The organism is Brucella daejeonensis (assembly GCF_014199265.1).
GTDB classification, from domain to species: Bacteria; Pseudomonadota; Alphaproteobacteria; order Rhizobiales; family Rhizobiaceae; genus Brucella; species Brucella daejeonensis.
Genome location: NZ_JACIJG010000009.1, coordinates 46,556 through 60,525 on the forward strand (window position 1 = coordinate 46,556; position 13,970 = coordinate 60,525).

The following is a 13,970-nucleotide window of genomic DNA, read 5'->3' on the forward strand; positions in this document are numbered from 1 at the left end:
ATATGATTTTACTCAACAGTTACCGATTTCGCCAGATTGCGTGGCTGATCGACATCCGTGCCCATCAGGATAGCCGTGTGATAGGCCAGCATCTGGATCGGCAGCGCATAAACCAGCGGCGTGATGAATTCCGGCACGTCCGGCAGAACAATGGTCGCCATCGTATCGATGCTGGCGGATGCAGCACCCTTTTTGTCGGTAATCAGGATGATGCGACCGCCACGAGCAGCCACTTCCTGCATGTTCGACACAGTCTTTTCATAGAGCCGATCGGACGGTGCGATGACGATAACCGGCATGGTTTCGTCGATCAGTGCAATCGGGCCATGCTTCAATTCGCCGGCGGCATAGCCTTCGGCGTGAATATAAGAGATTTCCTTAAGCTTCAGCGCGCCTTCCAGAGCCAGCGGGAAGGACGTGCCACGACCCAGATAAAGCACATGATTGACCTTGGCGAGATCCGCGCAAACGGCCGCGATCTGGTCTTCCAGCTTCAGCACCTGATTGATGAAACGCGGCGCTTCGGAAAGCTCACGCACCAGTTCCTGCTCACGCTTGTCATCAATCGCGCCGCGTGCCTTGGCCGCAGCAATCGCCAGCGAGGCCATGGCCGAAAGCTGGCAGGTGAAAGCCTTGGTCGAAGCCACGCCGATTTCGGGTCCGGCAAGCGTCGGGAAAACGGCATCGGATTCACGCGCAATGGTCGAGCCAGTAACATTGACCACAGAGGCAATTTTCAACCCTTGCGACTTGCAATAGCGCAGCGATGCCAGCGTATCCGCCGTTTCGCCCGACTGCGACACGAACATCGCCAGCGAATCTTTTGATAGCGGCATTTCGCGATAGCGGAATTCCGACGCGATATCGCTATCGACCGGCAGGCGAGCAATCTGCTCGAACCAGTATTTGCCGACCGAAGCCGCATAGAAAGCCGTACCGCAAGCCGAAATCGTCAGGCGGTCGATCTTGCTGAAATCAACGTCGATGGCGTCCTGGCGCACTTTGCCAGTCGTGAAATCGAGATAATTGGCGAGCGTGTGGGAAATGACTTCCGGCTGCTCGAACATCTCTTTCTGCATGAAGTGGCGGTGATTGCCCTTGGAGACGAGCATATTGGCGGTCTGCGTCTTTTGAACGGGACGCTCGACCTGATTGTTGTTCTCGTCATAGACTGTCACGCCCTTGCGGGTCAGGACCGCCCAGTCGCCATCTTCCAGATAGGCGATGGTATCGGTGAAAGGCGACAGCGCAATCGCATCAGAACCGAGGAACATTTCGTCATCGCCGTATCCGACGGCCAGCGGAGGCCCCTGACGTGCGCCGATCAACAGTTCCTCATCACCCTCGAACAGGAAGGCGAGCGCGAAAGCGCCGTGCAATTGCGGCAGGCTATCGCGCACGGCTTCAACCGGCGATTTACCCTTTTCCAGTTCGCGCGTCACCAGATGCGCGACGGCTTCCGTATCCGTTTCTGTGACAAAGGTGCGGCCTTCGGCTTCAAGCATGGCACGCAATTCGGCAAAATTCTCGATGATGCCATTATGAACAACGGCAAGACGCGTCGTGATATGCGGATGCGCATTACGCTCCACCGGCTTGCCGTGGGTGGCCCAGCGCGTATGGCCAATGCCGATCACGCCCGGAAGTGGTTCGCCCGCAAGGCGCTTTTCCAGATTGACCAGCTTGCCTTCGGCGCGGCGGCGATCAAGTCCGCCGTTTTGCAAGGTGGCAATACCGGCGGAATCATAGCCGCGATATTCAAGCCTTTTCAGCGCATCGACCAGACGCGGGGCGACCTCGTCCTTGCCGATAATACCGATAATTCCACACATGCGCTTGCTCCAGATCCGTATGCCTGCTCTTGCCGGCCGGTTTAAATTTTTCAGCGCGAGACGGCAAGCCTGCTTGCCGTCTCGCGCATTAGCTGTTGGTTGAATTTATTTCGATGAGGTTTTTGCCGCTTTGATGGCAGCGTATTTTTCGCGCAGGACTTTTCCCCGACCTTCTTTCGTGTCCTGTCGTGCGCGACCAAAGGCCAGGGCGTCGGCAGGAACATTGGCGGTGATCGTGCTGCCCGAAGCAACATAGGCATTGTCGCCGATTTCCACAGGAGCCACGAGCGAGGAATTCGAACCGATGAAAGCGTTTTCGCCGATCACGGTCTTGTATTTGTTATAGCCGTCATAATTGCAGGTGATCGTGCCTGCGCCGATGTTGCTTCCCGCACCCACCGTCGCATCGCCGATATAGGTCAGATGGTTGATCTTGGCGCCCTTGCCGACTTCGGCATTCTTCACTTCACAGAAATTGCCGACCTTGGATTTTTCGCCAAGATTTGCGCCCGGTCGCAGCCGCGCAAAAGGCCCGATTTCGGCATTGAGCCCGACCTGCGCGCCTTCAATATGCGAGAAGGCACGGATCACCGCACCGGATGAAACATGGGCTTTCGGGCCAAAGAAAACGTTCGGCTCAACAACGACATCCGCCTCGATCAGCGTGTCATGGCTGAAAAACACGGTTTCCGGCGCAATCAGCGTCACGCCTGAAAGCATCATGTTGTGGCGCTTGCGGTTCTGCCAGATGGCTTCCGCCTCGGCCAGTTCAGCGCGATTGTTGATGCCGATGACGTTATCGACCGGCACTTCAAGTGCCGTCACATTGAGGCCCTTGCCATGCGCGATGGCAACAATATCGGTCAGGTAGTATTCACCCTTGGCGTTCTCATTGCCAACGGCATCCAGCAACGCCAGCGCGGGCTGCCCACGCACTGCCATCAGGCCGCCATTGCAGAAACCGATCTGCTTTTGCGCGTCCGTTGCTTCCTTTTCTTCGACAATGGCCACCAGCCTGTCGCCCTCCTCGACAAGGCGGCCATAGCCGTGCGGATTGGCAGGGCGAAAACCGATCACCACAATATCCGCACCATCCGCCAGCTTTGCGCGAGCTGCCTGCAGCGCCTCGGCCTCAATCAGCGGCGTATCGCCGAAGACAATCAAAAGATCGTCGTAACCACGCACGATAGCCTCGCGCGCCGCAAGCACCGCATGGGCCGTGCCAAGCCGCTCCTTCTGCTCATAGGCGGAAACAGAACCGGAAATTTTCTCGACCGCCGCCTGCACCGCATCCGCGCCGCGCCCGACCACCAGAGCCACATCGCTTTGGCCCGTGCCTTGCACAGCCTTGACCACATGACAAACCAGCGGCAGACCAGCGATCTGGTGCAGCACTTTCGGCTGGTTCGATTTCATACGTGTGCCTTCGCCAGCAGCAAGCACGATGGAAAGGCAGGTACGGTCAGTCATAACGTCATCCAAAATTTCGTGTGTTCGTCCGCTTTAGCACCAAAGCGTATATGGAAACTTACGAGGCTTTTATCCCAGTCGCCCCAGCGCTGGAAAGGTTTCCAGCAGCCAGAAGGAGAAGGATTGCATGCCGCCGGTCAGGAAAAGCACGCCAGCGATAATCAGCAGCACGCCCATGGTCTTTTCGACTTTTCCCAGATGCACCCGGAAGCGGGACAGAAAGCGCATGAATGCGCCGGAAAAAAGTGCCGCGATCAGGAACGGAATGCCAAGCCCCAGCGAATAGACGGCCAGAAGCAGCGCACCCTCGCCCACCGTGCTGCTGCCGCCAGCAAGCGTAAGGATCGGCCCTAGCACCGGGCCGATGCAGGGCGTCCAGCCAAAGGCAAAGGCCAGTCCCATGATATAGGCGCCAAGCGGCGAAGCGGGAGCATTACGTGCCTGAAACCGCGCCTCACGCGACAGGAAGGACAGACGCAGAACCCCAAGAAAATTAAGCCCCATCAGGATGATGACGATACCGGCTACAATGGCGATTTCCTGCTGCCATGCGCGCAAAAATGCGCCGATGGATGAGGCTCCAGCGCCAAGCGCCACGAAAACCGTGGTGAAGCCAAGCACGAAACAGACCGCTGCGAAAGCAAGCGAACGCCGTGCCGAAGGAGCTGCCTGAGCGACGAACTGCCTGTCCGCGCGAAAATCCTCCACGCTGACACCAGCCATATAACACAGATAAGGTGGCACCAGCGGCAGAACACAAGGGGAAAGGAAAGATAGAGCACCGGCACCAGCCGCTGTCATGTAGGAAATATCAAGCACCAATACCTCTTTCGTCAACCAAATCGTTTACGCCCAACCCAACCACAGGCTTATATAGACCAACTTCGGCTCTACTCAGAATATTTTCAATGCGGCATCTCGCTCGAACACAAGTTCGCTCCAAAGCGAGACCGTGGCGCATTTCATAATATATTGCTCCAATCAGGCGACGTGCCATAAGCCTACTTGATGATAATGCGCGCCCGCCCCACAGGAAACGCCGACGCGATGTTTCGATCTGTTCAGACACTACCGGCATCTAGAGCGCCAGACCGTTTCAATCAGATCGAAACGCGTTCTAACGATCCGTTCCAAGGAAACCATTTACCACCTTGCGCGTTAAAACAATAAGGCCTGAAAACAAGCAGTCTGGCCTGAATGAGTCAGCAACGGAGCGAGGGCCGTATAACAATAATTCGGGAGGAACTTATGTGCAGGGACTATAATCTGCAGCAGTGTGGAGACGGTACGTGGTCAATCGTAAGCAAGGCAACGCAAACCCCGATCACGTTCAAGGGCCGGATGCAGATTGCGCTGACTGAAGAGGCCGCCCAGAAAGCGTTCGCGATACTCGAAAGGATAGAGGTCGAAAACGACCAGCAATCAAAAGACGGACGACAGTATTGAGACTCTCTGTCCTGAAACGTAAAACAATACCGTTTAATGAGAGAGCGAAGTTCAAGCGCTCCTGATAGAACATACGCAAAATGTGTCTGTAAAATAGCACAGTTTGTTCCGCTTCTCCTAAGCGGGCATTCGTGAATGATGTTACCTAGCGTAAAGTGACATATAATAGAGTGGCGCTAAGTCATTGATTTTGGTGAGCGCGCAGGGGTTCGAACCCTGGACCTACTGATTAAAAGTCAGTTGCTCTACCGGCTGAGCTACGCGCTCCCAATTGGAGCAAATCGCCCCGGAAGTGCGGCGGAACATAAGGGCGACTTACGAATTGGTCAACACCATAAAATCACGTTTATCCAACATAAAACCAAAAAATGACGGTGCTGGGACACTCTGAGACATGCCCTGCTCCGCCATCGCGGGGCAACGCATGTTTTCGCGTGTCTCATCAAACACCGAAAGCACTTGGAACTGTTACCGATTCTCCGGAAGCCAGAATCGTTTCTGTGCTGCATCTCACACAGAAACCAGGGCTCATCTGATCATAGCGGGAGCGGAAGTCAGCCCCTTGAGCTGACTTCTTCGCATAGACGTTCCACATTTTCCGGGACGCACCCTGATAGCCAAATGCCTTCTACTGTGATTGAGAGCCATTGAGGTTCAGCATCGGAACTGCCCCATTAGGCACCATCGTGGTCGGCAATTGGCCATCCCATTTCTCCGCTTGCGTGAGCGCAACAAGAGCCGGATTGCTACGGAGCGCATCACCGCGTGCCTTGATGGCGGCGGCTTCCGCCTCACCCTTGATCCGGATGGCTTCGGCATCGGCTTCAGCCTGAAGGCGAACGGCGTCCGCCTGCGCCCGTGCTTCCGCACGGCGCGCATCGGCCTGAGCATTTGCCTGTGTCACAGTGATTTCGGCCTGCACCTTTTCACGCTCTGCATTCTGGCGAAGACGCTGCACTTCGACCTCGGCCAACATGCGCTGCTCGATGGACTGCTCGTAGGCGTCCGAAAAGTCGATATTCTCAATCTGTACCGTATCGATGATGACGGGACCATGGACACTGTTCTGAATGGCTTCGGCAATTTCCTGATTGAGACGGCTACGCTCCTGTATGGCAGTAACCGCATTGAATTTACCAAAAACCGTTTTACTTTCCTCGAACACACGCCGCTCCACAAGACGCGAAAGCAGGCCTGCCTCTCCACCATAAGTCGCGTAAACCTCCTCCACCCTGTCGGGCGGAATACGGTAGTTTACGGAAAGGTTCATCGTCGCGGGCTGCTGATCGCGGCTGTAAGCTTCCATGCTGTCGTAAATTGCCGCCTTGGATTGCACCGATATCCGGACAATGGAATCGATGACGGGAATTTTGAACCCGAGACCCGGCTGGGCTACGCCAGCGACCGCACCATAGCGCAAAACAACACCACGCTCACCCTCGTCAATCGTATACCAGGAGCCAAGCACTACGCTTAGTATTGCGAGGATGGCGATACCAGCCAACATTCTAGGTAAAATCTGGCGCATCTCGTCTCCTTCAGCCCTAAAAACCGTGAAGTTATTTTGATCACGCGGCCATTTATCAACGACCGCGACGAGGGGCTTCTAGAAGGTGGCGACTAAAATGACAATTACTCACTTCTGCGCTTAACAGAACTTATACATATCCAGCGCAATCGCGCTTTATTACACTCCAATATTTTATAGTAGCGCTCACAGGCCAAGCCTGGATATCGATCCAAAACGAAAGCCGCCCATAAAGGGCGGCTCGTCGGCTTCGACCATCATTGGTTTTCAGTAGGGCGAATAGCACTGTTGGCGCGGGCCATTATAGGGTTGGAACGTATTGTCCGACGCGCGGTAGGAACGGTAGCGATTATAGCACCACTGAACATGTGCGTTACTGTAGGCAGGCGCGCGGTACACAGGTCTTGCGGGAGCAGCGAGTGCACCGCCAACGATTGCGCCAGCACCAAAGGCTGCCAGCGGGTACCACCAGCCATCATTGTAGCGACGATAGCCGGGGCGGTAATACCGGTAGCCGCGATGGCCGTTCCAATAACCCGGTCTGTGACGATACGGACGATGTCCCCAGCCGGGACGCGGTCCCGGACGATAGCCGCCCCAATGACGCGATCCCCGGTGGCGATCACGCACGTTTTGGATATTCTCATTTGTCGCAGTGGGAGCGTCGGGCACAATGGGTGCCGCCGAGACCGGAACCATTGCGCCGATCAGAAAGCTCGCACCAACAAGGCCGACCATCATCTTTTTGAAGGTGTTCATCCTGTGCATCTCCATTTCTATGCTGCCATCATTGCCGAACGATTATGAATGCACGCTGAATATTGCTGCCAATTTACATATATGAATAAATTTCAAATATCTAGCATCCCTAACCGTCTCTAAACAACAAGAAGAGTATTTGATTTATCAAAAGACGTATCTTTTACTTTCATCATATAAATATTACAAAAGAGCGGCGACAACGTTCACCACTCTTCGTTTTGGCTTTGACGCCTCCGAAATCGGCGGCGCGGCGTGCACCCCATGCCGCGACCGCAACGATAATCTACCTGAACGACCTTTCCAGCATCGGAAATATCCACCCGCAATAGGTAGAGAATAGCGGTTACGGGTAAAGTCACTTAATTTTACGCAGATCTATCAATCTCGATCGGGCATCGGAGCAAACTCTCCTCGCGATACCTTGAACGTAGAGGCATTTTGACATCTGGCGGCGGCGAGGGAAAAACGCCATATCGTACATCATGACGAACAGCCCTGCCTCCTCCCTCCCCGATACTGCAACGCCAAAGCCTCGCGAGCGCGATGCGCTTGAAGCGAACTTTTTTCCCACATCAGCGAATGCGTCGCCGGTGGAATGGATCGTGGCAGACGGCCTGACAGACTATGAAGAGGCGCTTGCCTTCATGGAAACGCGTGTGCAGGCCATTCGGGACGGCACGGCCAACGAACTCGTCTGGCTGGTCGAGCACCCGCCCCTGTATACCGCTGGCACGAGCGCGCGGGCGGAAGACCTGCTTGCGCCCGATAGCCTGCCGGTTTTCAACACAGGACGCGGTGGAGAATATACCTATCACGGTCCCGGTCAGCGCGTGGCCTATGTCATGCTGGACCTCAAGCGCAGACGCGAAGACGTGCGCGCCTTCGTGGCCGCCCTGGAACAATGGATTATCGAAAGCCTCGCCGAATTCAATGTGAAGGGTGAACGCCGTGAAGACCGTGTCGGCGTATGGGTCGTGCGCCCGGAAAAGCCGCGTCTGGCCAATGGCGGCACGTGCGAGGACAAGATCGCGGCCATCGGTATCCGGCTTCGCCGCTGGGTCAGTTTTCATGGCATCGCCATCAATGTAGAACCCGATCTCAGCCATTATGGCGGCATCGTTCCCTGTGGCATTTCCGAACACGGCGTCACCAGCCTTGTGGATCTCGGGCTTCCGGTCACGATGGGCGACGTGGATGTCGCGCTTGGCAAGACATTTGAGAATATATTCGGCCCTCGGCAGGCCAGATAACGTCAGGACGACGCCTGCTCGGCCTTTATCTTGCTCTCGCGCATGAAAACGTAAAAGCCCGAACCTATGATAATCGCAATACCGAGCCATTTGGACGGCGTCGGGAAATCGCCGAAGACGATCAGGCCGACGAGAACGGCATTTACGATTTCGAGATATTGAAACGGCGCCAGCACGGATGCGGGTGCAAGCTTGAACGCCTGCACCACCATCAGATGGCTGACTGTGCCGATCGTTCCCAGCAACACGAGAAGCAGCCACGGCTGCACGCCGGTTGGCAGGCCGAAGCGCATGTCCTCAAGTCCCGTGTTCGCGGCAAGCAGCATCGCGACACCAACGAACAGCCAGCCGCCCAGCCCGGCATAAAGCTGCATGGCAAGCGGACTTTCCTTCGCTCCGTATTTGCGGTTGAGGATCAGATAGATCGCGAAAGTGACGGCAGTAGCCAGTGGCAGAAGCGAAACCGCGCCGAAAATCTCAAAACTCGGCTGAATGACGATCATCGTTCCGATCAAACCGATAGCGACCGCGCTAAAGCGCCTCCACCCCACCTTTTCCTTCAAAAAAAGAGCCGAAAAGAGCGTGAGGATCAACGGCTCGGCGAAAAAGACCGCCATGGCGTCCGCGAGCGGCATATATTTGACGGCCGTAAAGAAACACAAACCGCCGAAGCCCATCAACGCACCACGCACCAGGTTGCCTGTCAGATGTGATGTGGCGAGCGCCCTGAAGCCGCCGACGGCGAGAATGATGAAAAACATCAACCAGGATTGCACGAAAAACCGCATGAAGGTGACGGTTGCGGGCGGCATGTCGTCCATCATGGCGAGCCACTTTCCGATCGCGTCCATTAGCGGCAGCATGAGAACGGAAAGGACCATGATGCCCATCCCTTTTACGTGTGCTTCCACACCAACCGCCGCTGTCTTCTGCATAGTCGCATATTCCCACAGGGGACAGTCTTCGCCCCTCAAGAAGCTCTATTCCAAGCCCGGATCGCTTTCCATCGACCTTTTGTAAAGAAAGCACCGCCAGTTTGACTTTCGCCTTCTTTCTGGTGCAAATCCTGCTCGCTGAGAGCGAAATCCTTTGATAAAGCTGGCCAAGCGCGGAACGTAAAGCGAACTTCTGTCGCCTTTCAGTTTGTGGCATGGCATCATCTATGTGATTCGCAGGCGCGTTAATTTGGGGCCGTATCGTGCTTCTGGCCGTACATTCCCTTGAAGAATTCTGACAGAAAGCTTTTCGGACACGATGGACGACAGCAACGATCTCTTTTCAAGAGTAGTGAACAATGCAAGGGAACGGCAGATTGAGCGGCAAACGGTTGAAAGCACCGCGCCACAGCCTGTCGGCCAGCTCGCAGCAGTGCCGTTGCCATCCACACCGAAACCCGCACCCGTTGCCGCCAAGGCACCGCCGGCGTCAACGGGTGGCGACGATTATAATGCCTCTTCGATCCGCGTCCTTGAAGGGCTGGAGCCGGTGCGTCTGCGTCCCGGTATGTATATCGGCGGTACGGACGAAAAGGCCCTGCACCATCTCTTTGCCGAAGTCATCGACAATTCGATGGACGAGGCCGTAGCAGGACATGCCAATTTCATCGAGGTCAGCCTCAACGCCGAAGGCTTTATCACCGTCACGGATAATGGACGCGGCATTCCCGTGGACGAACATCCGCAGGTACCCGGAAAATCCACGCTCGAAGTCATCATGACCAAGCTTCATGCGGGTGGCAAATTCGATGGCAAGGCCTATGAAACATCCGGTGGTCTGCACGGCGTCGGTGTTTCGGTCGTCAATGCGCTGTCCGACGTGCTGGAAGTGGAAGTGGCGCGTAACCGTCGGCTCTATCGTCAGCGTTTTTCGCGTGGTATCCCGCAGGGCGGTCTGGAAGATGCGGGCGAAGTGCATAATCGCCGCGGCACGCGCGTTCGTTTTCACCCCGACCCGGATATTTTCGGCAAGACGGCCCGTTTCGATCCGCACCGGCTTTATCGCATGGCGCGGTCCAAGGCCTATCTGTTCGGCGGCGTTGAGATTCGCTGGAATTGCGATCCGGCTCTACTCGATCCGAAGAAGGAAACGCCGGAAAAGGCTGTTTTCCATTTTCCCGGCGGGTTGAAGGACTACCTTGCTGCTTCACTGGGCAAGGAACATCAGGTTACGCGTGAGATTTTCTCTGGCAAAACCGAAAAACAGGGCGGACATGGTGCGGTCGAATGGGCGGTATCATGGTTCGGCGGCGACGGTTTTGTTCATTCCTACTGTAACACCATTCCAACCGGCGACGGCGGCACACATGAAGCAGGCCTGCGCATTGCGCTGACACGCGGCCTCAAGGCTTACGCCGAACTGACAAATAACAAGCGCGCTTCGATTATCACCACGGATGACGTGATGGTGTCGGCAGCGGGCATGTTGTCCGTCTTCATCCGCGAGCCGGAATTTGTCGGACAGACCAAGGACAAGCTGGCGACTGTGGAAGCGCAGCGCATCGTGGAAAACGTGATCCGCGATCCATTCGACCACTGGCTGGCGGCATCGCCGCAGGAGGCCTCGCGTCTCCTTGACTGGGTAGTGGATCGCGCCGAGGAACGCCTGCGTCGCCGTCAGGAAAAGGAAACTGTCCGCAAGAGTGCGACACGCAAGCTGCGCCTGCCCGGCAAACTCGCCGACTGCACGCAGAATGCGGCAGCGGGCGCGGAACTGTTCATCGTCGAAGGCGATTCGGCAGGCGGCTCAGCCAAGCAGGCGCGCAATCGCGCCATGCAGGCTATTTTGCCATTGCGCGGCAAGATTTTGAACGTCGCCAGTGCGGGACGTGACAAGCTGACCGCCAACCAGCAGATCGCCGATCTCATTCAGGCGCTGGGCTGCGGCACGCGCAAGAATTATCGCGAAGACGATCTGCGCTATGACCGCGTGATCGTCATGACCGATGCCGACGTGGACGGTGCGCATATCGCGTCGCTGCTTATCACCTTCTTCTATCAGGAAATGCCGGAACTGATCCGCAACGGCCACCTCTATCTGGCCGTACCGCCGCTTTATCGCCTGAGCCAGGGCGGCAAGACCGCCTATGCACGCGACGATGCGCATAAGGACGAATTGTTGCGCACGCTATTCACCGGTCGCGGCAAGGTGGAAATCGGGCGTTTCAAAGGTCTTGGTGAAATGCGCGCCGATCAGCTCAAGGAAACCACGATGGACCCGGCCAAGCGCACGCTTTTGCGGGTACAGGTGGACGAGGACTATATCGACGAAACACGCAACACGGTCGATGAATTGATGGGTACCAAGCCGGAAGCCCGTTTCCGCTTCATCTCGGATCGTGCGGCTTTCGTGGAAGAGCTGGATATCTAATCAGGCTGAAACACTATAGCGCGGCGGTGAGGCTGATGCCCGCCGCCGTTTGTTTTATTTATAAACAAGACTCTCTATCTATATGAAAAGATAAGGTTTCAGGCCTTCACATCAATCCCCAGTTTCGTCTCGATTTCTTCAATCGACTCTTTCACGAAAAAAGTCTGATCGGTACTCAGGGTCACGATGCGAGTGCCCGTCCCATAGGCATTATAGGACAAGACGTGATTGAAATTGACCGCGAGCTTTTCGCCGCCCACATCCGTCAGCATGATCCACATGGCTTGCCCTCCTCATGAAAACCGGGTTTCCTACAAAGGATAGGCACATCTCATGAACTGGCAATAGCGTCTCAAAGCTTTGCTTGCATCCTGACTTTTTCGACGTCACGGCCAAGACTGACAGACATTTCAGAACCGCGCCATTCGATCCGAAAACCCATTTTTTCATAGAGCCTGATGGCGCGAAAATTATCGGCATGGGTGCCGATTTCTGCTTCACTAAAACCATCTAGCAGAATTTGCGCCATCAGCGCATCGAGAAGACCTGTGCCAATCCCCTGCCCCTGATAAGGCGGATCAATCCATAGATCTGCAATATAATTGCTTTTGGGAATTCGTGCGCCCCAGCCACAGGCAATTCCATCCCTTTCAGCAACCAGAACACCGTCGGCATTCTCATGCAAATAACCCAGAAAATTTTCTTCCATGGCGGAGCGGCGTTCGTCGCTTAAAAAATCGATGCCAACAGAGGTTTCCCACGCCCTGACTGAAAGCGCGGCTATCGATACAAATTCGCCGGGGAGACCCCGGCGAACAAGATAATCAAATTTTACCACCACTTTGCCGGGGTAAAGCGCCCGGCAGCCTGTTCGATGGCATGAGCCGCCTGAAACAGCGTCTCTTCCTCGAACGGGCGTCCGATCAGTTGCAGACCGAGCGGCAAGCCTTGCGCATTGATGCCAGCAGGCACGGAAATGCCCGGAAGACCGGCCATATTGACCGTAACCGTGAAGATGTCGTTGAGATACATCTTGACCGGATCGTTGGCGAGCTCTTCATCCGCCAGACCGAAAGCCGCCGACGGTGTCGCAGGCGTCAGGATCGCGTGAACGCCCTTGGCGAAAACGTCCTCGAAATCCTTCTTGATCAGCGTGCGGACCTTCTGGGCGCGCAGGTAGTAGGCGTCATAATAACCAGCCGACAGAACATAGGTGCCGATGACGATGCGGCGCTTCACTTCTTTGCCGAAACCGGCAGCGCGGGTCTGCTCGTACATGTCGGCAATGTCCTTGCCCGGCACACGCAGACCATAACGCACGCCGTCATAGCGGGCGAGGTTCGATGACGCTTCGGCAGGCGCGACAATATAATAAGCAGGCAGTGCGTACTTCGTATGCGGCAGCGAAATATCGACAATTTCCGCACCGGCATCCTTCAGATACTGAATGCCCTTCTGCCAGAGTTCCTCGATTTCACCCGGCATGCCATCAACGCGATACTCCTTCGGAATACCGATCTTCATGCCCTTGAGCGACTTGCCGATGGCAGCTTCATAATCCGGCACCGGCAGATCGACCGACGTGGTGTCTTTCAGGTCGAGCGAGGCCATGGATTTCAGCATAATAGCGGCATCGCGCACGTCGCGGGCAATCGGGCCAGCCTGATCGAGCGACGAAGCGAAGGCGACCGTGCCCCAGCGCGAAACGCGGCCATAGGTCGGCTTGATACCGACCGTGCCGGTAAAGGCTGCTGGCTGGCGGATGGAGCCGCCCGTGTCGGTTGCGGTTGCGCCCGCGCAAAGCTGTGCGGCAACGGCAGCGGCGGAACCGCCCGACGAGCCGCCCGGCACCAGATCGGCATTAGAGCCATTGGCGCGCCACGGATTTTTCACCGAACCGTAAAAGGAAGTCTCGTTGGACGAGCCCATGGCGAATTCGTCCATGTTGAGCTTGCCCAGCATGACCGCGCCATCGGCCCACAGATTGGCGGTGACGGTCGATTCATATTCCGGCTTGAAGCCGTCGAGAATATGCGAACAAGCCTGCGTATGCACGCCCTTGGTCGCGAACAGATCCTTCACGCCCAGCGGAATGCCTTCCAGTGCGCCCGCTTCGCCCTTGGCGATGCGTTCATCCGACGCTTTCGCCGTGTCCCGCGCCTGATCGTGGGTCACAGTCACATAGGCATTGATGGCTTCATTGGCGCTATCGATAGCGCTGAGATAGGCTTCTGTCAGCTCGGTCGCGGTGATGGCTTTGGCCTTCAGCTTGTCACGCGCCTCGGCAATGGTCAGTGCGGTCAATTCGCTCATCGT

The 13,970-nt window shown here is 56.1% G+C and carries 11 protein-coding genes and 1 tRNA gene; 2 read left to right on the plus strand and 10 right to left on the minus strand.

All coding sequences use genetic code 11. The features are described 5' to 3' along the window. Nucleotides 1-8 precede the first annotated feature (8 nt). From glmS to FHS76_RS12890, 6 genes are all read right to left on the minus strand, one after another. Entirely contained in the window at nucleotides 9-1,832 is a 1,824-nt protein-coding gene (gene glmS, locus FHS76_RS12865; protein ID WP_183653106.1) for a glutamine--fructose-6-phosphate transaminase (isomerizing), read from the minus strand. Nucleotides 1,833-1,937: 105 nt separating this feature from the next. Then, nucleotides 1,938-3,302, minus strand: a complete 1,365-nt coding sequence (gene glmU, locus FHS76_RS12870) for a bifunctional UDP-N-acetylglucosamine diphosphorylase/glucosamine-1-phosphate N-acetyltransferase GlmU (protein ID WP_183653109.1) — start codon at nucleotides 3,300-3,302, stop codon at nucleotides 1,938-1,940. 69 nt (nucleotides 3,303-3,371) lie between these two features. Next, nucleotides 3,372-4,121 carry a cytochrome c biogenesis CcdA family protein gene (locus FHS76_RS12875; RefSeq protein ID WP_183653112.1) on the minus strand — a complete coding sequence of 250 codons (750 nt, stop codon included), beginning with the start codon at nucleotides 4,119-4,121 and terminating at the stop codon, nucleotides 3,372-3,374. Nucleotides 4,122-4,939: 818 nt separating this feature from the next. After that, a tRNA-Lys gene (locus FHS76_RS12880) sits at nucleotides 4,940-5,015 on the minus strand. A gap of 361 nt (nucleotides 5,016-5,376) precedes the next feature. After that, the gene (locus FHS76_RS12885; protein WP_183653115.1) at nucleotides 5,377-6,276 is read right to left on the minus strand and encodes a prohibitin family protein; all 900 of its coding nucleotides are present in this window, start codon (nucleotides 6,274-6,276) and stop codon (nucleotides 5,377-5,379) included. Between the two features lie 267 nt (nucleotides 6,277-6,543). After that, the gene (locus FHS76_RS12890) at nucleotides 6,544-7,035 is read right to left on the minus strand and encodes a BA14K family protein (protein ID WP_183653118.1); all 492 of its coding nucleotides are present in this window, start codon (nucleotides 7,033-7,035) and stop codon (nucleotides 6,544-6,546) included. Between the two features lie 485 nt (nucleotides 7,036-7,520). Here FHS76_RS12890 and lipB point away from each other — a divergent pair, with 485 nt between their 5' ends. Beyond that, nucleotides 7,521-8,288: a lipoyl(octanoyl) transferase LipB gene (gene lipB / locus FHS76_RS12895; protein WP_183653120.1), complete on the plus strand. Its 768-nt coding sequence runs from the start codon at nucleotides 7,521-7,523 to the stop codon at nucleotides 8,286-8,288. Between the two features lie 2 nt (nucleotides 8,289-8,290). On the opposite strand, the gene FHS76_RS12900 is transcribed toward lipB, so the two are convergent. Continuing rightward, a complete protein-coding gene (locus tag FHS76_RS12900; protein ID WP_183653122.1) occupies nucleotides 8,291-9,223 on the minus strand; it encodes a DMT family transporter in 933 nt (310 codons plus the stop codon). Nucleotides 9,224-9,542: 319 nt separating this feature from the next. Here FHS76_RS12900 and parE point away from each other — a divergent pair, with 319 nt between their 5' ends. Continuing rightward, nucleotides 9,543-11,654, plus strand: coding sequence for a DNA topoisomerase IV subunit B (gene parE, locus FHS76_RS12905; protein ID WP_183653124.1), 2,112 nt, complete (start codon nucleotides 9,543-9,545; stop codon nucleotides 11,652-11,654). Between the two features lie 98 nt (nucleotides 11,655-11,752). Here the strand turns inward: parE and FHS76_RS12910 are convergent, their stop codons facing one another. From FHS76_RS12910 to gatA, 3 genes are all read right to left on the minus strand, one after another. Beyond that, on the minus strand, nucleotides 11,753-11,935 hold the full coding sequence (locus tag FHS76_RS12910) for a hypothetical protein (RefSeq protein WP_183653126.1): 183 nt from the start codon (nucleotides 11,933-11,935) through the stop codon (nucleotides 11,753-11,755). A gap of 71 nt (nucleotides 11,936-12,006) precedes the next feature. Then, nucleotides 12,007-12,492: a GNAT family N-acetyltransferase gene (locus FHS76_RS12915; protein ID WP_328700495.1), complete on the minus strand. Its 486-nt coding sequence runs from the start codon at nucleotides 12,490-12,492 to the stop codon at nucleotides 12,007-12,009. Further along, nucleotides 12,486-13,967 (minus strand): Asp-tRNA(Asn)/Glu-tRNA(Gln) amidotransferase subunit GatA, encoded by a 1,482-nt coding sequence (gene gatA / locus FHS76_RS12920; RefSeq protein ID WP_183653131.1) that lies wholly within the window; start codon nucleotides 13,965-13,967, stop codon nucleotides 12,486-12,488. The genes FHS76_RS12915 and gatA overlap by 7 nt, the downstream gene beginning before the upstream one ends. Nucleotides 13,968-13,970: the final 3 nt, after the last annotated feature.